Origin of the sequence: Mucilaginibacter glaciei, from assembly GCF_014773245.1 — a bacterium.
In the GTDB taxonomy this organism is placed as follows: domain Bacteria; phylum Bacteroidota; class Bacteroidia; order Sphingobacteriales; family Sphingobacteriaceae; genus Mucilaginibacter; species Mucilaginibacter glaciei.
Map to the genome: position 1 here is coordinate 144,814 of NZ_JACWMX010000004.1, position 22,920 is coordinate 167,733.

The 22,920-nt window shown below is 42.9% G+C and carries 24 protein-coding genes and 1 tRNA gene; 14 read left to right on the forward strand and 11 right to left on the reverse strand.

The window, feature by feature from the left end:
- Position 1: 1 nt before the first annotated feature.
- From IDJ76_RS10595 to IDJ76_RS10615, 5 genes are all read left to right on the forward strand, one after another.
- A complete protein-coding gene (locus IDJ76_RS10595) occupies positions 2–655 on the forward strand; it encodes an NAD(P)H-binding protein (RefSeq protein ID WP_191163293.1) in 654 nt (217 codons plus the stop codon).
- Complete coding sequence (abc-f, locus tag IDJ76_RS10600; protein ID WP_191163294.1) at positions 655–2,520, forward strand: ribosomal protection-like ABC-F family protein; 1,866 nt, start codon at positions 655–657, stop codon at positions 2,518–2,520. Before IDJ76_RS10595 ends, abc-f begins: the two co-directional genes overlap by 1 nt.
- 4 nt (positions 2,521–2,524) lie before the next feature.
- The gene (locus IDJ76_RS10605; RefSeq protein ID WP_191163295.1) at positions 2,525–2,770 is read left to right on the forward strand and encodes a CBU_0592 family membrane protein; all 246 of its coding nucleotides are present in this window, start codon (positions 2,525–2,527) and stop codon (positions 2,768–2,770) included.
- Positions 2,771–2,808: 38 nt separating this feature from the next.
- Positions 2,809–4,671 (forward strand): tRNA uridine-5-carboxymethylaminomethyl(34) synthesis enzyme MnmG, encoded by a 1,863-nt coding sequence (gene mnmG, locus IDJ76_RS10610; RefSeq protein WP_191163643.1) that lies wholly within the window; start codon positions 2,809–2,811, stop codon positions 4,669–4,671.
- A 196-nt stretch (positions 4,672–4,867) separates the two neighbouring features.
- A complete protein-coding gene (locus IDJ76_RS10615; RefSeq protein ID WP_191163296.1) occupies positions 4,868–6,433 on the forward strand; it encodes an Ig-like domain-containing protein in 1,566 nt (521 codons plus the stop codon).
- On the opposite strand, the gene IDJ76_RS10620 is transcribed toward IDJ76_RS10615, so the two are convergent.
- On the reverse strand, positions 6,423–6,932 hold the full coding sequence (locus IDJ76_RS10620; protein WP_191163297.1) for a gamma carbonic anhydrase family protein: 510 nt from the start codon (positions 6,930–6,932) through the stop codon (positions 6,423–6,425). The two genes, IDJ76_RS10615 and IDJ76_RS10620, sit on opposite strands and share 11 nt — an antisense overlap.
- 68 nt (positions 6,933–7,000) lie before the next feature.
- Here IDJ76_RS10620 and IDJ76_RS10625 point away from each other — a divergent pair.
- A tRNA-Gly gene (locus tag IDJ76_RS10625) sits at positions 7,001–7,073 on the forward strand.
- 213 nt (positions 7,074–7,286) lie between these two features.
- Here IDJ76_RS10625 and IDJ76_RS21225 read toward each other — a convergent pair.
- Both IDJ76_RS21225 and nadB read right to left on the reverse strand, forming a co-directional pair.
- Entirely contained in the window at positions 7,287–7,451 is a 165-nt protein-coding gene (locus IDJ76_RS21225) for a GIY-YIG nuclease family protein (RefSeq protein ID WP_224746284.1), read from the reverse strand.
- 82 nt (positions 7,452–7,533) lie between these two features.
- On the reverse strand, positions 7,534–9,126 hold the full coding sequence (nadB, locus tag IDJ76_RS10635) for an L-aspartate oxidase (RefSeq protein WP_191163298.1): 1,593 nt from the start codon (positions 9,124–9,126) through the stop codon (positions 7,534–7,536).
- 406 nt (positions 9,127–9,532) lie between these two features.
- On the opposite strand from nadB, the gene nadA reads away from it, so the two are divergent.
- Complete coding sequence (nadA, locus tag IDJ76_RS10640; protein ID WP_191163299.1) at positions 9,533–10,525, forward strand: quinolinate synthase NadA; 993 nt, start codon at positions 9,533–9,535, stop codon at positions 10,523–10,525.
- A 4-nt stretch (positions 10,526–10,529) separates the two neighbouring features.
- On the opposite strand, the gene IDJ76_RS10645 is transcribed toward nadA, so the two are convergent.
- Positions 10,530–11,057: a hypothetical protein gene (locus IDJ76_RS10645; RefSeq protein ID WP_191163300.1), complete on the reverse strand. Its 528-nt coding sequence runs from the start codon at positions 11,055–11,057 to the stop codon at positions 10,530–10,532.
- 126 nt (positions 11,058–11,183) lie between these two features.
- On the reverse strand, positions 11,184–12,617 hold the full coding sequence (locus IDJ76_RS10650) for a DNA/RNA non-specific endonuclease (RefSeq protein WP_191163301.1): 1,434 nt from the start codon (positions 12,615–12,617) through the stop codon (positions 11,184–11,186).
- A gap of 210 nt (positions 12,618–12,827) precedes the next feature.
- On the opposite strand from IDJ76_RS10650, the gene thiL reads away from it, so the two are divergent.
- Complete coding sequence (gene thiL / locus IDJ76_RS10655; protein ID WP_191163302.1) at positions 12,828–13,874, forward strand: thiamine-phosphate kinase; 1,047 nt, start codon at positions 12,828–12,830, stop codon at positions 13,872–13,874.
- Between the two features lie 196 nt (positions 13,875–14,070).
- Here thiL and rmuC read toward each other — a convergent pair whose 3' ends face one another.
- The 3 genes from rmuC to IDJ76_RS10670 form a co-directional block, all read right to left on the reverse strand.
- Positions 14,071–15,441, reverse strand: coding sequence for a DNA recombination protein RmuC (gene rmuC / locus IDJ76_RS10660; RefSeq protein ID WP_191163303.1), 1,371 nt, complete (start codon positions 15,439–15,441; stop codon positions 14,071–14,073).
- Positions 15,442–15,503: 62 nt separating this feature from the next.
- A complete protein-coding gene (locus IDJ76_RS10665; RefSeq protein ID WP_191163304.1) occupies positions 15,504–15,743 on the reverse strand; it encodes a hypothetical protein in 240 nt (79 codons plus the stop codon).
- An 8-nt stretch (positions 15,744–15,751) separates the two neighbouring features.
- Positions 15,752–16,006: a hypothetical protein gene (locus IDJ76_RS10670; RefSeq protein WP_191163305.1), complete on the reverse strand. Its 255-nt coding sequence runs from the start codon at positions 16,004–16,006 to the stop codon at positions 15,752–15,754.
- Between the two features lie 77 nt (positions 16,007–16,083).
- Here IDJ76_RS10670 and IDJ76_RS10675 point away from each other — a divergent pair, with 77 nt between their 5' ends.
- A complete protein-coding gene (locus tag IDJ76_RS10675) occupies positions 16,084–16,464 on the forward strand; it encodes a hypothetical protein (RefSeq protein WP_191163306.1) in 381 nt (126 codons plus the stop codon).
- Positions 16,465–16,501: 37 nt separating this feature from the next.
- Here IDJ76_RS10675 and IDJ76_RS10680 read toward each other — a convergent pair whose 3' ends face one another.
- From IDJ76_RS10680 to IDJ76_RS10690, 3 genes are read right to left on the reverse strand one after another with little or no spacing between them, the layout of a single operon-like run.
- Positions 16,502–16,978, reverse strand: coding sequence for a gliding motility lipoprotein GldH (locus tag IDJ76_RS10680; RefSeq protein ID WP_191163307.1), 477 nt, complete (start codon positions 16,976–16,978; stop codon positions 16,502–16,504).
- Positions 16,979–18,469 (reverse strand): regulatory iron-sulfur-containing complex subunit RicT, encoded by a 1,491-nt coding sequence (gene ricT, locus IDJ76_RS10685; protein WP_191163308.1) that lies wholly within the window; start codon positions 18,467–18,469, stop codon positions 16,979–16,981. It lies immediately after the preceding gene.
- A 3-nt stretch (positions 18,470–18,472) separates the two neighbouring features.
- Complete coding sequence (locus IDJ76_RS10690) at positions 18,473–19,615, reverse strand: DNA polymerase III subunit (protein WP_191163309.1); 1,143 nt, start codon at positions 19,613–19,615, stop codon at positions 18,473–18,475.
- 150 nt (positions 19,616–19,765) lie between these two features.
- Between IDJ76_RS10690 and ruvX the strand changes: the two genes are divergently transcribed.
- From ruvX to IDJ76_RS10715, 5 genes are all read left to right on the forward strand, one after another.
- On the forward strand, positions 19,766–20,179 hold the full coding sequence (gene ruvX, locus IDJ76_RS10695) for a Holliday junction resolvase RuvX (RefSeq protein ID WP_191163310.1): 414 nt from the start codon (positions 19,766–19,768) through the stop codon (positions 20,177–20,179).
- A gap of 105 nt (positions 20,180–20,284) precedes the next feature.
- On the forward strand, positions 20,285–20,671 hold the full coding sequence (locus IDJ76_RS10700) for a GxxExxY protein (protein ID WP_191163311.1): 387 nt from the start codon (positions 20,285–20,287) through the stop codon (positions 20,669–20,671).
- A 148-nt stretch (positions 20,672–20,819) separates the two neighbouring features.
- Entirely contained in the window at positions 20,820–21,461 is a 642-nt protein-coding gene (locus IDJ76_RS10705) for an O-methyltransferase (protein ID WP_191163312.1), read from the forward strand.
- 3 nt (positions 21,462–21,464) lie between these two features.
- Positions 21,465–22,004 carry a glycoside hydrolase family 73 protein gene (locus IDJ76_RS10710; protein ID WP_191163313.1) on the forward strand — a complete coding sequence of 180 codons (540 nt, stop codon included), beginning with the start codon at positions 21,465–21,467 and terminating at the stop codon, positions 22,002–22,004.
- A gap of 45 nt (positions 22,005–22,049) precedes the next feature.
- On the forward strand, positions 22,050–22,880 hold the full coding sequence (locus IDJ76_RS10715) for a glucosaminidase domain-containing protein (protein WP_191163314.1): 831 nt from the start codon (positions 22,050–22,052) through the stop codon (positions 22,878–22,880).
- The last annotated feature ends 40 nt before the right edge of the window (positions 22,881–22,920 follow it).

Sequence of the window (22,920 nt, forward strand, 5' to 3'; positions counted from 1 at the left end):
AATGGCATACAAGGCAATTATAGCGGGCGCAAGCGGCCTAATTGGCAGTAATTTGGTAAACATATTGCTGCAACAGCAGGAATATGATGAGGTGTTGGTGTTAGTCCGCGAGGAACTACCCATTCAGCACAAAAAATTAGTTCAATTGGTAATCAACTTTGATGATCTGCCTAAACATGCTGATGCCCTAACAGGTCACGCCGTTTTTTCATGCCTGGGTACGACTAAATCGCAAACACCGGATAAGGCGCAATATCGCAAGATAGATTATGAATACCCATTAACGTTGGCTAAACTGGCAAAACGAAATGGAGTGGCTCAATTTCATTTGGTATCGTCTATCGGTGCCGACAAAAATTCAGCTACAGATTATACCAGGCTCAAAGGCGAATTAGAAGATGCGATAAAACAGATAGGCTTCCCTACCCTGCATATTTATCAGCCATCTATGCTGGTTGGCCAGCGGGAACGCAAGCGGACTTTGGAGGGGGCGTTGATTACTTTATTTAAATTAATAGACCCGCTGTTAGTTGGTGGTTTAAAAAAATACCGCAGCATAAAAGGCAGCACAGTGGCCAATGCCATGTACAAAAAATCATTACAAACCGATACCGGTACTTTTATACATCCATCAAATAAAATACAAACTATTTAGTGAGCACTTATATTTCGGCCGAAAGTTTAGGCCATTCCTTTCATGACAACTGGTTATTTAAAAACCTTACTATTGGCATCAACCGCGGCCGACGCGTGGCTTTGGTGGGCATTAACGGTGCGGGAAAATCAACCTTGTTAAAAATCCTTTCAGGATCACTTAAGCCAACCGAGGGTAAAGTAGCACAAAGTAAAGACCTTAACGTAGGTTACCTGGAGCAGGACCCGCATTTTAAAGGTGCCATTACTATCAGTGACTACATTTTCCATGCGGATAATATCCAGCAGCAATTGATCCGCCGTTATGAGGAGTTGTTAGAGAACGACCCGGAGAACATGAAGGAGATGGATAAAGTGATGGAAGAAATGAGTGAGATAGATGCCTGGGAATATGAATATAAGATCAAAACCATTTTAGGCAGGCTCGATATTCACCACCTTAATCAGCACATCAGCACGCTATCGGGCGGCCAGAAAAAAAGGTTGGCTTTGGCTAAACTGTTAATTGAGGACCCGGAGATCTATATTTTAGATGAGCCGACCAATCACCTGGATATTGATACTATTGAGTGGCTGGAGAAATTATTGACCGAAGGCAGCAAAACCATCCTAATGGTTACGCACGACAGGTATTTTCTGGATAACGTTTGTAACGAAATTTTAGAGATTGACCGAGGTAAGATCATCCCCTACTTTGGTAACTATGGTTATTATCTGGAGAAGAAGGCCGAACGCGAAGCATCTGACGAAGCTACCTTTCAAAAGAACTCCAACTTATTGCGTAAAGAACTGGAATGGATGCGCCGCCAGCCTAAAGCCCGTGGAACCAAATCCAAATCAAGGATCGATGCCTTTTATGATCTGGAATCAAAAACCAAGAACAACGGACCTAAACAGAACGTTGAGCTAAGTGTAAAAACCGCGCGCCAGGGCAATAAGATCATGGAGATGGAAAGCATCACCAAAGGCTTTAATGGCAACACTTATATTAAAGACTTTAGCTACATTTTTAAAAAAGGCGACCGGATTGGCTTAGCCGGCAAAAATGGCAGCGGTAAATCTACCTTGCTGAACCTGATCACCGGCGGTTTGCAACCGGATTCGGGTGCGATTATCAAAGGCGAGACCACCGTGATCGGTTACTTTAACCAATCGGGTTTAACCTTTAAGGAAGATGAACGGGTGATTGATATTGTAAAAAATGTGGCTGAGTTTATCACGATGGCGGATGGGAAACTAATCTCCGCCTCTGCCCTGCTAACATTGTTCCTCTTCCCTCCTGTTAAACAATACGGGATGGTTTCTAAATTAAGTGGAGGCGAAAAGAAACGCCTCCATCTGATGAGCATCCTGATCAAGAACCCGAACTTCCTGATCTTAGATGAGCCTACCAATGATTTGGATATCGATACGCTAAACGTATTGGAAGAATTTTTAACCAACTTCCCGGGTATCCTGATCATGGTATCGCACGATAGGTATTTGCTGGATAAGTTAACCGATCAGCTTTTCATTATGGAAGGCGAAGGCAAGGTTCTAATCTATAACGGTAACTACACATCATACCGGATTGAATTAGAGGAAGCGAAACAGCAGAATAAAAAGCCCGCTATCGTTGCCCCTATCCAAGCCGAACAGCCCAAAAAAGCCAAACTAAGCTTTAAAGAAGAAAAGGAATTTGAAGGCCTGGAAAAAGAGATTGCTGATGTAGAAGCCAAGTTGAAGGAAACTAATGAGCAGCTTAACACCACTAATATTGACCCGAAAGAACTGACTAAACTTACAGATAAGATTGTTTATTTGAACAAACAGTTAGATAGCAAAACAGCTCGTTGGATTGAATTAGGTGAGTTAAAAGAGGCGTAACAAGATGAAATTATCAGACATCATCGCATCAACAGGTGTAGCTATTTTGCTTGTAGCATTCTTGCTAAATCTGTATAAAAAGCTCCCGGCGCAAAGCCGCTGGTATAGTGGACTGAATTTTTTGGGCGCAGGATTATGCGGAATATCATCGTATATGATCGACTTTTACCCTTTTGTGGTTTTGGAAAGCATTTGGGCGGCTTTTGCCTTTGTATCGTTTATAAAGGTACCACGTGGAACATCTGAGTAGATATTTAAACAATGTTCCACGTGGAACATGGAGGTTATATGTTTAAAAAATATAATGTTATTGTTGTTGGTGCTGGGCATGCCGGCTGTGAAGCCGCTGCTGCTGCCGCCAACTTAGGGTCATCGGTTTTGCTGATCACCATGAATATGGGTACCATTGCCCAGATGAGTTGCAACCCCGCAATGGGCGGTGTGGCGAAGGGACAAATAGTGCGGGAGATTGATGCATTAGGAGGTTACTCAGGTATTATTACCGATAAAACATCTCTGCAATTCCGCATGCTTAACCTATCAAAAGGCCCTGCAATGTGGAGCCCACGCGCGCAAAGTGACCGGGCAAGGTTTGCTGAAGAATGGCGAATCGCATTAGAGAAAACACCTAATGTAGATTTTTGGCAGGATACTGTAACCTCCCTCTTAGTAAAAGGAAATACCATCGCAGGAGTAAAAACATCAATCGGTGTTGAGATAGAAGCCGACTCTGTAGTACTGACTAATGGAACCTTCCTCAACGGTGTAATTCATATCGGAGAGAAAAAATTTGGGGGTGGCCGTTCAGGTGAAAAGGCTGCTACCGGATTAACCGAACAATTAATTACCCTCGGTTTTGATTCGGGCAGAATGAAGACCGGCACCCCACCCCGTGTGGACGGCCGCTCATTAAATTATTCGCTGATGGAAGAGCAGTGGGGCGATGAAGAGCGCGGTCGCTTTTCTTATACAGACGTGCCTTTAGTAGCAGATCAACGTTGCTGCTGGATCACTTACACCAATACTAAAGTACACGAAACGTTAAAGGAAGGCTTCGAAAGGTCGCCAATGTTTACCGGCCGGATCAAGGGTTTAGGCCCAAGATACTGCCCGTCTATTGAAGATAAGATCAATCGTTTCGCCGAACGCGACCGTCATCAGATATTTGTAGAACCCGAAGGTTGGAATACGGTTGAGATTTATGTAAATGGATTCTCTACTTCCCTGCCGGAAGATGTCCAATTTAAAGCATTAACCCAGATACCGGGATTTGAAACGGCTAAAATGTTCCGCCCTGGATATGCTATTGAATATGATTACTTCCCGCCTACCCAGTTAGGTCTGACCTTAGAAACTAAACTGATCAGCAATTTATATTTTGCGGGGCAAATCAACGGGACTACAGGTTACGAAGAAGCAGCTTCTCAAGGTTTCATTGCCGGCATTAATGCACATCAAAAAATTAATGACAAGCATGAACTGATCCTGAAAAGATCTGAATCCTATATAGGTGTGCTAATAGATGACTTGGTAACCAAAGGTACAGAAGAGCCTTACCGAATGTTTACTTCACGTGCTGAACATCGCCTGTTATTACGCCAGGATAACGCCGATATCCGTTTAAGCCCAATGGGCCACGAGTTAGGTTTAATTAGCGACGAGCGCTTAGATAAGGTAAATCAAAAGATTAAAAACTCAGATGAAATTGTAGCCTTTACCCGCAGTAAAAGTATTGATCCATCTATTGTAAATAACCTGCTGGAAAAGAGCGGCACAAGCCCGATCAACCAAAGTGCTAAATTGTTTAACTTGTTAAGCAGGCCGCAATTAGGTTTTAAAGAGCTAAACCAGGTAGATGCCTCATTACAAGATAAACTATCCGCTTACGATAAAGAAACAATTGAGCAGGCTGAAATAAAAATCAAATACGAGAGTTACTTTATAAAAGAAATGGAAATTGTTGACCGCATGAAAAGAATGGAGGACAGAGAGATCAATCCCGAATTTGATTATAGCCAATTGGTTTCCCTCTCCAAAGAAGCGCGCGAAAAATTGAAAAAGATAAAACCACGTACTTTGGGCCAGGCATCGCGCATTTCGGGCGTATCACCGTCAGATGTGTCGGTTTTAATGGTTCACGTATCAAGATAGTTCATAATTAACTGTAAGTCAGCTATTTATATAACTTTCTTATTAAAGCACTTTTTTAGCTTTTTAATATCAGAATTCATCAAAACATAAAAGTCGTTTATAGGGCAAAAAAACCATGTTAAATACAAAGTCTGCTTTTTTGTACAAAATTTCGTGCTTCGTTTTCGTGCTAACGGTGCTTTGTGGTTGTGCCGCCATGCAAAGGCCTAACGGAGGGCCTCGCGACCTTACCCCGCCAAAATTATTGAAGGCGACGCCGGAGAATATGACGCGCAATTTTAACGCAAAAAGTATCCGCCTGGAATTTGACGAATATTATAAATTACAGAATCCGTACCAGGAGATCAGCATTAGCCCGGCTATGGAAAAACAGCCGGAGTACAAGACTGATAAAAAAAACCTGGTCATAAATTTTAAAGACTCCTTACTAAAGAACACCACCTATGTGATCAACTTTGGTAAGGCCATTGCCGATGTTAACGAAAGTAACGTCTTAAAAAACTTTACTTATGTTTTTTCTACCGGCACCCATATCGACTCATTGAGCATTAGTGGATCGGTGATCAACAGTATTACCCAGGCAAAGGAGAAAGATGCAACGGTAATGCTTTTCCCCTTAAAACAAGACTCTTTACTTTTTGGAAAAAAGAAACCGGCGATTTTCGCAACGACAGATTCGGCAGGTAATTTTTCTTTAAACAACTTGCGCGAAGACACCTACCGTATTTACGCCTTAAAAGAAGCAAGTGCAGACAAGATCTATAACGACGATCAGGAATTGATCGGCTTTTTAAAAACTCCGATAAAAGTTGATAAGGATACATCGGCCGTTCAGTTAAAACTGTTTAAGCAAACTGCCGAAAAGTTCAGGTTGCTTTCACAAAAACGTTTCGATCCGGATGGTAAGATCACCTTCGTTTTTAATAAGCCCGTACAAAAACCCTCTTTAAAAATTATTTACCCTGCGGCTTTCGATAATCAAAAAATAGTACAAATAAGCAATACGAAAGATACCGCCCTCCTGTTTATGCGCAACATGGATTTCGACTCATTGCGGGTAGCCTTGTATGATAACAACAAACCATTAGATAGCGCAAGCTTTATAAAAGGCCGTAAAGAAGCCTTTACACACAACATCACTTTTAAATACAATATCAACCGTGATAACAAATTGCGGCCCGGCAGCGACCTGATTGTAACGGCTAACTTCCCGCTGGATAGCTACAACACTTCATTGATCTCGCTTAAAGAAGATTCGGTAGAACTAAACAATTTGACTTTCGAAAAAGACACAACGAATGCAAACGCATTCATCATCCGCAATCGGTATCGGGCAAAAAGTAAATACGAGTTGGTTTTAAATGAAGGCGCGGTTACAGATATTTACGGCGGCAAAAATAAACGGCAGGGCATCCGCTTTGAAGGTGATAAAACCGAAAACTATAGCATCCTTACCTTAAAGGTAACCGTACCGGATGCTACCAAACAATATGTAGTTGAAATTCTCAACGAACAGAAAAATGTGATGCGCAGCGATGTGATCACTAAAAGTACATCGTTAGTGTACAAAAATTACCTCACGGGCAAATACAATTTAAGGGTGATTTACGATGATAATAAAAACGGACGATGGGATAGTGGCAACGTGCGGCTGAAAACCTATCCCGAAAATATATATCCGGGTGATAAAGAAATTACCCTGCGCCCCAACTGGGATGCGGAAGAAACCCTGGATATCCCAAAAGAAGTAGTTACCCCGTAAACCAGCCCGAATACATGATGTAGTTTTGCGGTAACTTATTCAATAAAGCCTTTTGCTCATCCGTTAAAGGCTTTATTTTTTTAGCCGGGCTGCCGGCATATAGGTAACCTGATTCGCATACGGTCCGCTCCAGTACTACAGACCCTGCCCCTATGATCACGTAAGGCTCCACTACCGCATCATCCATAACTATTGCGCCCATTCCTATTAAAACATGATCATGCAGTGTACAGCCATGCACAATGGCATTGTGGCCGATAGATACATTATTACCTATATTAGTAGGTGCCTTTAAGTAAGTAGCATGGATGCAGGCCCCATCCTGGATATTAGTGTTATTGCCTATTTTGATATAATGTACATCCCCACGGATTACGGCATTAAACCAAACCGAGCAATTATCGCCCATTATCACATCGCCAACGATGGTAGCATTCGGGGCGATAAAACAATCGCTGCCCCATTGGGGTGATTTATCTTTTACGGGAAGAATAACCATTTATTTAGTGATTGAGTAAATGACTGATTGAGTGATTAAAATATTTATTAGTTTTGGCAATAATATAAGCGAAAATAGCTCAGTTGGTAGAGCATCAGTTTCCCAAACTGAAGGTCGCGGGTTCGAATCCCGTTTTTCGCTCTGAACTTCCCACCGTACTAACTTCCACCGCGTCATTGCGAGGTACGAAGCAATCTCCCAATACGCAAAGCTACGCTATCAAAGTTTCATAAAGGTCATCCCAGTTTGGATTGATCGCACTTATCAATTACCTTTTATATTCTCTGCTACAGCCTTTAATTCTCTGCTCTTCCGTAATTGCTTCTTCTATAAACGAGAAATTCACGAAGTAAACTAACTTATACATTTATATTTAGCCGTAAAACTATTCGGATAAACATTATTTTTATGTTGCCATATCCTGTTCACCAATTCAGAAGTAACACCAGTATATAATACGTTATGATATCGGTTAGTCATTATATAAACGCTTCCGCCTTGAGAGAATATCTTATTCATAACTTATGTATCTGGAGATTGCTTCGTACCTCGCAATGACGCGCTTCTTTTAAATCCGAAATTGAAAATTCGAAATCCGAAATCAAAAAACCGTATCCTCCAACATGTCCGCATGCTCCGGGTAATCCGTTGTATAATGCAGCCCCCTGCTTTCGTGCCGCGCCATAGCGGATTTTACCACTAAGTAGCTTACCTGTATCAAATTACGCAGCTCGCAAAGCTTAACGGACAGTTTGGTTTGCTTGTAGAACGATTCCGTCTCCTCGTGTAGTAAACCGAGACGGCGCATTGCACGTTCCAGCCTGAAATCGGACCGTACAATGCCCACATAATCATTCATCAGTTTCTGCATTTCGCGGATGTTGTGGGTAACCAGGATATCTTCGTTAGAAAGCTTTACACCATGCTCGTTCCAATCGGGAATATTGGCGGGGATCTCGAAATCAGTAAACTGAACGACAGCATCCTCGTAAATGCGGTGAGCAAATACTAAAGCCTCTAATAAGGAATTGGATGCCAATCGGTTAGCGCCATGCAAACCTGTTGATGAACACTCTCCACAGGCATATAAACGACTGATGGACGATCTCCCGACATGATCTACCAATACACCACCGCACATGTAATGGCAAGCCGGTGCAACGGGGATCATGTCTTTGGTCATATCCAAACCAATTTCAAAACACTTGGCGTAAATGTTGGGGAAATGTTCTAAAATCTCTTGCTTCTTTTTGTGGCGAATATCCAGGTAAACAAAATCTTCACCCGATTTTTTGATCTCGGCATCAATGGCACGGGCAACAATATCACGCGGCGCTAATGATCTGCGCTCGTCATACTCCTGCATAAATTCTTCGCCGTTGGTACGCTTTAATATGCCCCCCATACCACGTACGGCCTCAGAGATCAGGAACGAAGGATACTCACCGGGATTATATAAGGCCGTTGGGTGGAACTGGATAAACTCCATATTACGCACCTTGCCTTTAGCACGATAAACCATCGCCACACCATCACCGGTGGCAATAGTAGGATTGGTAGTAACCGAGTAGATGTGACCCGCACCACCCGAAGCCATAACGGTTACTTTTGACAAGATCTTCTCAACCTGGCTATTCTCGGTATTAAAAGCGTAGATGCCATAACATTTAATATCCTTGGTTGATTTATCTACAAATTCCCCCAAATGGTGCTGGGTGATCAGATCGACTGCGAAATAATGCGTTAATATTTCAATATTCGGTTCCCGGTGGATCTCTTCTAAAAGCGACCTTTCAATTTCAAACCCCGTAATATCCTTATAATGCAACACCCTGAATTCGGAGTGGCCACCCTCTTTGGCCAGGTCATAAATTCCTTCATTGTTCTTGTCAAAATTGGTTCCGTATTCAATAATTTCCCTGATCCTGTCAGGGCCTTCTTTAACAACCGCTTCTACAACTTCCTTGTCGCAAAGGCCGTCACCGGCAATTAGCGTGTCATTTATATGTTTTTCGAACGAATCTTCCTTTTTATCAACAACTACGGCAACACCGCCCTGGGCATACTTAGTGTTACTTTCGTCTTCGTTAGCCTTGGTAACTATCAGTACCCTACCGTGCTTTGCAGCCTTTAGTGCAAAACTCAAGCCGGCAATGCCTGATCCTACTACAAGGAATTCAACAGTTTTAGTCATGTTTGGATGTATATTGTGTAAAATTAGGCTTTATGTTAATAACCGGTATAAAACATGTTAATTTAATGTAAGTAAAAACTTAACAAATAAACATAGTGTGAACAACTCTGAATTTTCGGGATTTTACATTTACTTTTGAGCGATTTGTAAGACGTTTTACCTGCGAAACTAACATTTTATCGGGCAGGTAATTATTAACAAATAACTTTTAAAAGAAAATGTTGTTTGTCATATAAATCTTAAAATCAGCATTATAAAAAATAAAAGGTAGTTGATAACTGTTAACAAGTATTGATAAACAATATTTACACCATTTATAATTACAACTTTTAAACATAACTAACACCTTAATAACAATAGTTTTATTTATATATATAAAAAGAGTTATTATTAATTGAAATGTGGAATGGATATCTTCGAAGAAATAAAAGTGAAGGGTTTTGTTGACGAGCACATCGATCCGTCGCTTGACCTTTTTGCTGAAATAGAAAAAATTAAAAAAGAAAAAAATGCTGTCATACTGGCTCACTATTACCAGGAAGGAGATATTCAGGACATTGCCGATTATATTGGCGATAGCCTTGGCCTATCTCAGCAGGCAGCTAAAACAAATGCGGATATCATTGTTTTTGCCGGGGTACATTTCATGGCCGAAACAGCAAAAATTTTATCGCCCAACAAGAAAGTTTTGCTACCGGATCTGAAGGCAGGCTGCTCATTAGCCGACAGCTGCCCGCCGCATTTATTCAGGAAATTCAAAGAAAATTACCCCGACCATTTGGTAATTACTTACGTAAATTGTACGGCTGAGCTGAAGGCTTTAAGTGATATTGTTTGTACCAGCAGCAACGCGGTACAGATAGTGGAAAGCTTACCAAAAGAGCAGAAGATCATCTTTGGCCCGGATAGAAATTTAGGTGCCTGGGTGGCTAAAAAAACAGGCCGCGACCTGGTGTTGTGGAATGGTGCATGTATGGTGCACGAGATCTTTAGCCGGGAGAAAATTACCAAACTGAAAGAACGTTACCCAAATGCGAAGATACTGGCGCACCCTGAATGTGAGGAAGTTATCTTACAGATGGCAGACTATATAGGATCGACCACCGGTATTTTAAAATACGCCACCAACAGCCCTGAAAAGGAATTTATAGTGGCAACAGAAGCGGGTATATTGCACCAGATGCAAAAGGATAACCCGGGTAAAACGTTCATCCCTGCGCCTCCAAATAATACCTGTGCCTGCAACGATTGCCCGCACATGAAACGTAATACGCTGGAGAAATTATACCTGTGCCTAAAGAATGAATTGCCCGAAATTGAAGTGCTGGCACACATCATTGAAAGGGCCGTAAAACCTATTGAAAGGATGCTGGAGATCTCGGCGAGTTTGGGGTTGTAAAGGTTTAGGATTCATTTACCGCGTATTCAACTGTTTTTATGTTGTTACCGGAGAAACTAAAACGAATTGATTCCCCTTGTTCAATTCCTGATGAATCAGTTATAATTACGAACACACCGTTTTGGTCCTTTTCTGCAAATGACTTAGGAAAATATCTTTTTATCAAATCTGCCGAACTACCAACGGAAAAAGGTTTAGATATTGTTTTATTGATCAAAAACGAGAAAGAAGCACCCTTTCCTGTAATATTAATAAACTCGAGTGAACCCATTACTGTAGAGACTTCAAAACCTTTGTAATAATAAGTTTTCACTTTATTTGTTCCGGCAGTTTCCCACGGCTTTTTTGAAATTTTAATAGGATGGCCCAACAAACTGATTATAGTTCGATCATTTAGTGAAGAAAATTTCACTTGTTTGCCTTTAAAAGTCAAATACAGTTGATTAAACTTTAATAATTCTGTTTTGGTTTGTGAGAATGCTGTACTAAAAAGTACAAGTGTTAAAAATAAAAAAATGGATATTTTTTTCATGGTTAATTATTAAAAGCGTCATTGCGAGGTACGAAGCAATCTTACGGCTATACATATCCATTTAGCTTGTGTAGAGATTGCTTCGTACCTCGCAATGACGCGTGGGTAAGTTATTTGATCCTTTACTTACAAAGCGTCCTTTTTAATTTCTACCGCATCCTGTACAGATTGCGGCAGGTTAGAGAATAAATTGTAACCGGTGGCTTTTTCAATGTCGCGTACAGTTACACGGTAGCTTTTCCAGTCGGTACTGGTGGTGTTGATATTTGGGGTATTTACCGCAATTACCCGTGTCGATGAAGATACCCGGTTTAAATCACTATCGCCAACAGGTACTATAACGGCTACTTTCCAAACGTTACTTGGCACGGTAATATGGTCGCTGTTAATTTTCATAACCGTGCCCTTTGAACCTGTACCCCCTGTGCCGTAAGCACCCATTATAATGTAAACCTCGTTACCTGCAACTACTTGCTCACGCAGATAATTTTCCATATTAGCCCAGGTTTGCTGGTTATTGTTTGGTGCCTGCGGTATCATATTGGTCATCAGGAAGGTAGCTGAATTGGCATTGGCCGAACTGGTTCTGTCTGCAGAAGGGCAGTTATGCCCCCTGTCAAAACCAGATCCTGAATAACTGTTACTTTCCACATGATAAAAGCTGCTTGCCAAACCGGCAAAACCTGCGAAGTTATCTAACCTTGGGCTTGCGTTGGTAATATTGGAAGCATCTAAATGCCAGCTTACCCAGTTTGGTGTACCGCGGTTGCTGCTGTACGATTCTACATAGTAGGCCTGATCGATCAGGTAGTTATCTGTCATGACAATGGCAGGTTGTGCGCCGCTTGGATTACCAAATAAAAGGTTGCTGTTGTCGCCGTTTACAGGTTGTGCATCTGCACCCGCTGTAACACCACGTTCGGCAGCTGGTGTACCCGATGTGTTAGTGGTATCGGCACCGCTAACATCGGTTGCGCCACCCACTACAATACCCGCATCACCCGTACCTTTGAAAGTGATATCATCTATATTGATACGGGTAGTAGCTGTTCCAATTTTTTTGAACTGAAAACGTACCTTTTTGGTGGTTGTAACCTTAAACGAATCGGCAACCAGCGTAGTATTAGTTTCGTTAAAATCATTACCTAACTGGGTAAATGTTTTACCGCTATCAACCGACATAAATAATTGCCAGCCCGATGCTGCATCTGTACCATATTTACCATGCTTAAAGCTAATTTGGGTTACACCTGCCACGTCAAATTTCATAGTCAAATCACCTGCTCTTAAACGAACTGATTTTGCACCATTTTTCAGGTCGGCTGCCAGGTTACCGATAAGGCCATCATTAAAACTCCATATCCCGGTATTTAATTGTACATCAGCAATTGCATAAGCTGCTTTTGTACCGTTTTCAAAACTTTCTGTAATAGCGTATGGCTTAGGTGGTTCTACCGGGGGGGCCGGGTCAACGGTTATGCCGCTTCTGAAATCTTTTTTACAACCTGCAACAACAAGCAGGGCAAAACTCAAATAGATAAGTAATTTTCTGTTTTTCATATAATTATATTTACAAAGGCAAAAATACTACCTGCGGGTTAACTTAATGTTAATTTGTTTGATGTATGATAAATATTACAAGAATGTCTTAACAATTAGGCGGCATAAATCACAGGCCAACTAATTGCTTAAGCTTTTGTATTTTTGTATGATTTTGGATTAAAGCGGAGAAATTTGTGTAATCGCAATAATCGGTGAAACAACAACAATATGTTCGAGAACGAAGAAAAGACCAATATTGAAAATTTAGGGGAATTCGGTTTAATAGACCACCTCACTAAAAATATAGTAATTACCCAGAAAAGTACTGTTAAAGGCGTGGGTGATGATGCCGCCGTATTAGATTTTGCCGGTAAAAAAACCCTCATCTCTACCGATATGCTGTTAGAGGGCATTCATTTCGACCTGGCCTATACACCATTAAAGCACCTTGGTTACAAAGCCGTACAGGTAAACCTGAGTGATATTTATGCCATGAACGGTACGGCTACGCAGATCACGGTTTCTATCGGCATGAGCAGTAAATTCCCGTTGGAAGCTATTGAAGAACTATACGAAGGCATTTACCTGGCTTGCGGCAACTACAATGTAGATATTGTGGGTGGCGATACCACAGCATCCAAACAAGGGTTAGTGATCAGCATTACTTCGATCGGTTATGCGGATGAAAAAGATATCGTGTACCGTAATGGTGCCGAAGAGGGTGATCTGATCTGCGTATCGGGTGACTTAGGCGGAGCCTATACCGGTTTGCAGTTACTGGAACGCGAAAAGCTGGTTTATATTGAAAACCCCAATATTCAACCTGACCTGGAAGGCAAAGATTATATTGTGGAGCGCCAGTTAAAACCCGAAGCGCGTAAAGATATTATCGATTTGTTAAAGGAACTGGAGGTTAAACCAACTGCGATGATCGATGTGTCTGACGGATTGGCATCAGAGGTGCTGCACATTTGTAAGCAAAGCAATAAAGGCTGTAAGTTATACGAGGAGAAGATCCCTATTGACCCGATGACCTACGATACTGCCCGGGAGTTTAATTTGGACCCGACAGTGTGTGCCCTAAGTGGTGGCGAAGACTACGAGCTGTTATTTACCGTTAAACAAGCCGACTACGACAAAATTAAGTTCAAACTGGACTTTACCATCATCGGCTACATTACAGAGCCTAACGAGGGCTGCAGCCTCATCACCAAATCGGGCAACCAGCACGAATTAAAGGCACAGGGGTGGAATGCGTTTAAATCCGGGCAATAAAATTAAGTGTCATTGCGAGCGATAGCGTGGCAATCTTATAAGAATAGCTATCAAATAGGCAAATCCATCGATAGAAAATTAAAAATTAAAAATTTAGAGAAGAAAGGTTCGTTAGCTAAATTGCTTGTCCGCTGAGATTGCCGCGCTATCGCTCGCAATGACATGCTTTTTAAAAGTACTATCCTCTTTTTACCGTTTAGTCCTCCCCCAGATACTTTTGATCCAGTTGCTTATTTGCCTTAGCACCTAAGTTTTTGAGCTTTTCGGCAGTAATGGTAAGGTTGCCGCTGCCGGTAGCCAGTTTGCTAAAAGCATTATTATAGGCCGTTTGCGATTGGTTGATGTTTTTGCCGATACCTTCCATATCGGCCATAAAGCCCACAAATTTATCGTACATAGTACCGCTAAGTCGGGCTATCTCCAACACGTTACGATTTTGGCGTTCCTGTTTCCAAATGCTGGCGATAGTACGCAGGGTGGCCAGTAAGGTACTCGGGCTTACAATAACCACGTGTTTATCCCAGGCATCGCTGAACAGGTCGGCATCAAGTTGTACGGCAAAACTGAAAGACGATTCTATCGGTACAAAAAGCAATACAAAATCGGGCGAGTTTACCCCATGCAGGTCATGATAATTTTTGGACGATAAGCCATGCACATGCCCGCGGATAGATTCGACATGCGCTTTGGAGAATAGCTTGCGTTCTTCATCGGTCTCGCAATTAACCAACCGCTCATAAGCGATCAACGATACCTTTGAATCGATGATCAAATGCTTTTCGTCGGGCAGATCAATGATCACATCGGGCTGCAGCCTGCCCCCGTCAACGCCGTTCAGGCTTACCTGCATGCGGTACTCGCGGTCGCGCACCAGGCCACTACGTTCTAAAACCTTTTCCAGGATCACCTCGCCCCAGTTGCCTTGCTTTTTATTGTCTCCTTTTAAGGCTTTGGTCAGGTTGGATGCCTCAGTACTGATCAGCTGGTTCAATTCCATCAGTTTGCCTATTTCGCCGCGTAAAACATGGCGCTCTGCCGCTTCGGTGTTGTAAACTTTTTCTACCTTTTCTTCAAAGGCTTTAATGTTTTCCTTTAACGGGTTCAGTATGGTATCAATGCTTAAGCGGTTTACATCTGTAAACTCCTTCGATTTTTCTTTCAGTAGCTTTTCAGCCACGTTCTCAAATTCCCGCTGAAAGTGCTGGCGGGTTTGTTCTATCTCGGTTTTTTGCTCGTTCAATTTTTCCTGCTGGGCCTTAAAAAATGAGCGGGACGACTCTAAAGATTGATTGGCCTGAGCCAGTTGGCCGCGCACATCAAAAAGCTCGTCTATTAACCGCGACTGCTCTTCTTTTAAATGGAGGGTGATACTTTCCTTTTCGCGCTGTGAACCGGCAGCCCGCTCTTCTGCCTTAGCGACGGAGATCTTTAACGAACCGTTTTCTGCTTTGACCAAATTAAACTCATCCACAGAAATACCCGACGCCTTGGGTCGTTTGATGAATAAGAAAACGGCGACAAGCAGTATAAAAAAACTTGCAATAATTAATAGCGTAGCTGCATCCATTTGATAAAAAAATTAGCAAAACGAATGTAGCAAATTTAATAATGCTAAAAAATTAATTACTATTACGGCGTAGTTTTCAACGTATCCTTTGGTGCATTGGTGGTACCCTGGCCTTGTCCGCTGCTATCTTTTCCGCCGGTTTCGGTTGGGGTTGGTTTTATTTTGGCACTGTCTGCCGGGCCTTCGTTACCCACATGCACCTGGCCGGAATCTGCCGAGTTAGTTTCAGTTTTTTTGCCCTTGCATGCGCTGAAGGTAATGGCCGCAGCAGCAGTAAGCAGGCAGATAAATATTTTTTTCATGATGCCTGTTATTTAGGGTTTGTTTTTGGCGTATCTACAGTTGGTGTGGCGGTTCCCTTACCATTGCTGCTGGTATCGGTACCTGCGGTGCCTCTTTGTACTGCTGTGCTTGATGAAGCTGCTGCGGTGGTATCCGCAGCGCCTGAGCTGCCTACATTGGTTTCACCAGAGTCGGCTTTATCGCCGCCTGTTTTGTTGTTACCGGTACAGGCAGATACGGAAATGATGGCGATGGTTGCCGTATAAACAAATAACTTTTTCATCAATTAATTTTTTGTTGGTATACTTAAAGTACAATCAGCATATTTACATGTTTAAATTATTTCAAAATAAACCAATTATGAAGTACCTGTATATTTTTATGGCACTGGTTGCCGGCTTTACCATATCGTCATGTTCTAAAGGGGGCGATGCTACGCCGTTTGTACATAATATAAGGTTTCAGGCGACCGGCACAGCAGCCATTACGCCATTGGTATCTGTCATGAAATCATCTGCTGTAACTTCCACTACGCTCGATACCAAAACCGTTGCTACGGGCACGGCCTATGATTTCACATCTGCTTTTACGGCGGGTGATGTAGTGCATTTCGAAATTCAAACAATGACAGAAAATTCGATATCCTACACCATTAGTGACAACGGCACTGTAGTAGCACAGGTAACCGGCAAAGAGCAGGGATCTTTCAGTAAAATAACGCTGGATTTCCCGGTAAATTAATTGCTGTATTTAGCGCATAAGGTAAGATATCTAAAGCTTACTGCGCTTTTTCTACCCTCAAACCCACATCGCTTACCTCATGCAGGGGGTTGTCACGCATGTTTTGTTCAATCTCGAAATGGTAGGTGCCTTTTGCAGGGAATTTATATTGCCTGCGTAGCGGTAGTTGAAAGCTATACAGGTTACCACTGCCGCTGCCCAGCCATTCCCCATCAGGGTTGGCCAGCATTTTTTGGTAGCGGGTGGTCGCTTTTTTATTGAGGTGCGTTTGTGATACTAAAAAGTAAATATTGGCGTACCTGTAGCCACCGCCCACCCTTAAATTTAGGTACAAATTATAGGGGATGGTTTCGTCATCAATTTTAACATCAAACTTAATGCGGTTAACATAGGCCCAGTTATGGTTGGGGATCTCCGTATTCCGGTCCATTACAGCACCGGGATCTGTACAGCCCTGTGCCGATAGCAGCACAAGTGTAATTAAGCCGCCAAAAATAAGTTTAAACGCACGCATTTATTCCGGTTTTGCAGGGTTATCGTTATTGCGGTTAGGGTTAGGGCGACGGTTATTATTGCGCCTGTTATTATTGCGGTTGCCGCTACCTTCGGGCCTTGGGCCCGTTTGTTCACCACCTTCAGTGCGCGGCCCTTGCTGTTGTTGCGGTCGGTTACCCCTATCTTGGCGCGGCTGCCCACCCTCTGGCCTTGAGCCTTGCTGGCGGTTACTACGCTCTTGCCTTGGCTGCGCATCGGGGTTTTGGCCTTGCTGTTGTTGCTGGCGGTTACCTTCGGGTCGCGGCTGTGTGCCTTCCGTACGAGCGGCTGTCTGTGCGCCGTCGGGCCTGTTGCCGCCTTGTTTATTGCGGTTTTTGTTGTTCTTGTTTTTATTACGGTTTTGATTGTTCTGGTTGCGTCGCTCATCCAAACGGGTTAAGCTATCCTGGCCAACAACATTCTCATAATCCAATACTTTTACCGGCTTGGTTTCTATTTCCATCACCTCACCCAAATCCGGCGGGATAATGCCCTCGCGGTTCATTTGCTGTATCTCTTTCACCTTGGCAATTGGCATAGGTACCCATGCCTCATCGCGCGGATAGCTAAACCACATGATCTTTTTAAAGATGTCGGTCTTTTGCAAACGGGCGTCGCCTTTTTCGGTCTTTAAGTAATTTACATTATCAGGGATGTGTTTTAAAGCATCCATGTAAGTATCCAGCTCGTAGTTTAAACAGCACTTTAATTTACCGCACTGGCCGGCCAGTTTAAGCGTGTTTAAGGAGAGGTTTTGATAACGTGCGGCAGACGTAGACACCGTTTTAAAATCGGTTAGCCAAGTGCTGCAACACAGTTCGCGGCCGCATGAGCCTATACCGCCTAAGCGGCTGGCTTCCTGGCGCATCCCAATCTGGCGCATCTCTATCCTGATACGGAACGACTCGGCCATTTTTTTGATCAACTCGCGGAAATCCACACGGCCTTCGGCAGTATAATAAAAGGTGGCTTTGGTTTTATCGCCCTGATAATCTACATCGCTGATCTTCATGCTTAAATTAAGCTCTAAAGCCAGCGTGCGCGATTTATGCATGGTTTCCCATTCCATATCCTTGGCCAGTTTCCATTTGTCTACATCGGCCACGGTGGCGCGGCGGTAGATCTTTTTCACAACATCGGCTTCCTTTACATGGCGCTTGGTCATTTGCATGCGCACCAATTCGCCGGTGATAGAAACGTGGCCAATATCATAGCCGCCGGTAGTGGTTTCTACCGCTACCAGGTCGCCTGCTTCCAGGTAAATATTGTCGGTGTTATGATAAAACTCTTTTCTCGATCCCTTAAACTTAACCTCGATTATCGAAAAGGGCTTATAATTAGTTGGCATATCCATGTGTGACAGCCAATCGTAAACATCCAGTTTGCTGCAACCATTTGTAAGGCATGAGCCGTTACTTTTGCAGCCTGCAGGTGAGCAACCGCCCCCTATTGAGCAACTTCCGCATCCCATAATTTAATTCGGTATATAATGATTCCCCGCAGGGACGATTTTCAAATTTAGTACTTTTATAATCTGTAAAGATACGTCTAAAAACAAGATTTTAGGGTTCGCATTTCTTTCTATATGATAATGAGCCTTTTCCAGCTCGTTGATAAGGGTTTGCGCCTGCGGAATGCTCATCACTGCCGACATTTTCCTGGCCGTTTCCAGTTCCCGCTCGGGTAGTTTTACGATCTTTTCTGCCCCCGACAAAATCAGGCAGCATTCCCGTAAAAAGCTGGTGCCATAGCGTAAAAAATTCTTTTGATTTTCGCGGCCCATTTTGGCTGCCTGGTCAACAAAAGGCAAAACCAGTAAGCCCTTGTTAGAAAAACACATCCGTAGCCAGTCTACAAAAAGCGCATGATAACTTTTGGTATCATGCTGTAACATGCTCAACGCTTCGGTCATGTTACCATTGCTCAGGTAGGCGATCTCTGAAGCTGCCGTATCCGTTTGGTTGTGGTGGCTAACCAGTTCGCCTTTAATATCCTCGTAGTTTAAACAGGGGATCTTGATCAATTGCGTGCGCGATAAAATGGTATTCAGGATCTGGTCCTGGTTTTGGGCCACTAATAAAAACAGCGTATTTGGCTGCGGTTCTTCTATGACCTTAAGCAATGCGTTCCCCTGTTTATCCAGGTATTCGGGCAGCCAGAGGATGAGCACCTTATAAACGGATTCGAAAGGTTTAAAGCTGAGTTTTTTGATGATCTGGTGGCACTCGTTAATATTGATGTTTGCCTGCTTGTTTCCCGAGTCTACATAACCCCGCCATATATCTAAACTGAGGTATGGGTTGGTACCAAAGGCATCGCGCCATTGTTCAATAAAATCGATAGAGGCCTCTTTGGGGGTGCCAAAGGTGGGGTAAGAAAAATGCAAATCGGGGTGCATCAGTTTCTGGTACTTGCGGCATGATGAACACACCCCGCATGAATCGTCGGGCTGTTTATCCTCGCAGCTTAAATATTGCGCATAGGCGACAGCTAAAGCCAGGCTGCCGCTGCCTTCGGGGCCTAAAAACAACTGGGCATGGCTCACCCTGTTCTCATTAACCGAGGTAATGAGTCGTTGCTTTGTAGCCTGTTGCCCTATGATACTCTTAAACTGCATTCGGTGCAAAATAGGAAATAGATATGAGATGTGAGATAGGAGATGTGAGACATTGCCTGATTCGACTATCTTTGAACTATATAATATTAATAATACAATGCAACGTGCCCTGTTTTATTCTCACATCTCCTATCTCTTACCTTACATCTTATGAGAATAATGGCTTTCGATTATGGCACCAAGCGCATTGGCATTGCGGTTACCGACCCCATGCAGATCATCGCCACCGGGCTGGATACCATTCACCCGCTAAAGATCATCGATTACCTGAAAAAGTATATGGAAACCGAGCCCGTGGAGCGCTTTGTGGTGGGTGAACCCAAACAGATGGATAACACCCCCTCCCAATCGGCCATGCATGTAAAAGGCTTTGCCAATACCTTAAAGAAAACCTTTCCGGATATACCGGTAGAAATGTTTGATGAGCGCTTTACCTCGAAAATGGCATCGGCAACCATCGCCCAAAGTGGCATGGGCAAAAAAGCCCGGCAGAATAAGGAACTGGTAGATACCATATCGGCGGTGATATTGCTGCAGAGCTGGATGAGCCGTCTGAACCGTTGATTTTGTCTGATTAAATGATTTCGCTGATATTTCAGTGGTTAAATGTCAGAACCGCTGATTTGAATGATTAAATGATTTCGTTGATGATTTTATGCTTATAGTTATATGAAAGAACTTGTAAATAACGCTTACCAGCATTCGGATATTACGGCTAAGATTATAGGTTGTGCAATGAAAGTACACAGCACTTTAGGCAATGGATTCCAAGAAGTGATATATCAACGTGCGCTTGCAATTGAAATGGATAAGTGGGGGTTGCTGTTTTCCCGTGAGTTAGAAATGGAAATTTATTATGATAATGTAAACATAGGTACCAGGCGTGTTGATTTTTTGGTGGAGAGTAAAATAATGGTAGAACTAAAGGCTTTATCTAAATTAGAGGATGTTCATTTAGCGCAAGCATTAAACTATTTAGAAGCGGATAAATTAGGTACAGGGTTACTTATTAACTTCGGGGCAAAGAGCTTAGACTTTAAACGTGTAACCAACTAATACAAGTTAAATCGATTAAATAAGACTCCGGATCAATGATGTAAATCTTAGCCAAAAATCAGCGAAATCACTTAATCATTCAAATCTGCTGTTCAGACATTGTTCATCAACGAAATCATTTAATCATTCAAATCAACGGTTCAGAAATATGGAAATTTTAGATCCTGCATTACAGTCCTATCTTGACACCCACACCGATGCCGAGCCGGATGGCCTGCAAAAGATCAACCGCGATACTCATTTAAAGGTATTAAAACCCAATATGCTGAGCGGCCATTACCAGGGCAGGGTACTGAGCATGCTGAGTAAAATGGTACAGCCCAAACTTATTTTAGAGATAGGCACGTTTACCGGCTACTCGGCTATTTGCCTGGCCGAAGGTTTAGTGGAAGGGGGCGTTTTGCATACCATAGAAGTGAACGGCGAAATGGAAGAAATGCTTAATTCACATTTTAAGCTCACAAATGTGGAAAAAAAAATCAAGCTGCATATCGGCCCCGCAGATAGCGTATTGGCTGATTTTGAGGCCGATAATTTCGATTTGGTTTTTATAGATGCGGATAAACGAAATAATTTAGCTTACTTTGAGTTAGTATTACACAAGGTAAGACCCGGTGGGTTAATAATAATTGATAATGTTTTGTGGAAAGGGAAAGTGTATGATGGCTCCCAAAAAGATGCCGATACCGAAAGTTTTCGCAAACTAAATGACCACATAGCCGTTAACAAACAGGTTGAAAAGTTAATTCTGCCCGTTCGTGATGGACTGTTGATCATCAGAAAAAAGTAAATTATGAAGAAACTCTTTACTGTTACACTACTTGTAGTGACTGCTTTCATAGCAACAACTACAGCCGTATCGGCACAAAGCGCATCACAATCTTATATCGAGAAGTTCAAAGATAATGCCATTCGTATCATGCACGAAACAGGTGTGCCTGCAAGTATTATTTTAGGTGTAGCCATGCATGAAAGCGGCAGCGGCAAAAGTGCCATAGCACAAAACCTCAATAACCAGTTTGGAGTAAAAGGTGGAGGCGGTGCAGTTTATTATAGACACAATAAAAAGGTTAAATCGTCATACAGGCGCTACGAGAGCGTTTTAGACTCGTTTAACGATTTTGCCCGTATCATGACCCAGCGCAAGCAATTTAGCCACCTGGCTGATCAACTAAGCAGTTACGATTATAAAGGCTGGGCAAAAGGTATACAGCGCAGCGGCTACGCCAGCAGCAAAAAATGGTCGGCACAGGTATTAGGCATTATCAACAAGTATGACCTGGACGAGCTTGATAAGGCTCCCGAGCAAAAAGAACTGGCGGAAGCCAACTAATCTACAAAACTTATAAGTCGCTCATTGGCCTGCCGCGTTATCCGTATGCGTAAACTGTCGCTGTTATTAATCTCTTTAACTATTTTTACATCGTGCTCTGCACATAAAGGGGCTATCAGCAATAGTAGGGCGCGCAAAAATAACCAGGGTATTCAACGTCGTAATAAAGCAGCGGTGGCTTCGCACCGGGCATCATCCTCTTTAGAATATATCGAACGCTTTAAAGCTATTGCCATTCAGGAAATGAACAGCTATGGCATCCCGGCGAGTATTACCCTTGCACAGGGGCTTTTTGAAAGCGGCAGCGGCAACAGCGACCTGGCTGTGGTAGCCAATAACCATTTCGGTATCAAATGCGGGCTTAACTGGGCGGGCGAAAGCTATTACAAGAACGACGATAATATTAACGACTGTTTCAGGGTGTATGCTAACCCCGAAGAATCTTTTCGCGACCACTCTGAATTTTTGAAGAAAAAAAATTATGCCCGCCTGTTCGAGCTGGATAAGAACGATTTTAAAGGCTGGGCCTATGGTTTAAAGGCTTGCGGTTATGCAACCAACCCCAAATACCCGCAACTGCTGCTCAATATTATTGATAAGTACGACCTGAGCCAATACGACCGCCCCGAAGGTGAGCTACAGAAGATCAGGCGCGAAGACAGGGTGCTTGCGCAGATCAATGACAATATTGGCAAACCACAGGTGGATAGCATCAGTAAGATCTCGCCCGAGATAAAATCTTACACCATTAAACAAGGCGATACACTATACAACATTTCCAAACGTTTTGGCATTACTGTTGATGAATTAAAGGCGCTGAACAACATGGCCGATAACAGCATCCACATTGGCCAGAAACTGGTTGTGGCTAAGTAAACGTGTTAAATATTGTTAAAGAATAGAGTAAGCCCCCGCC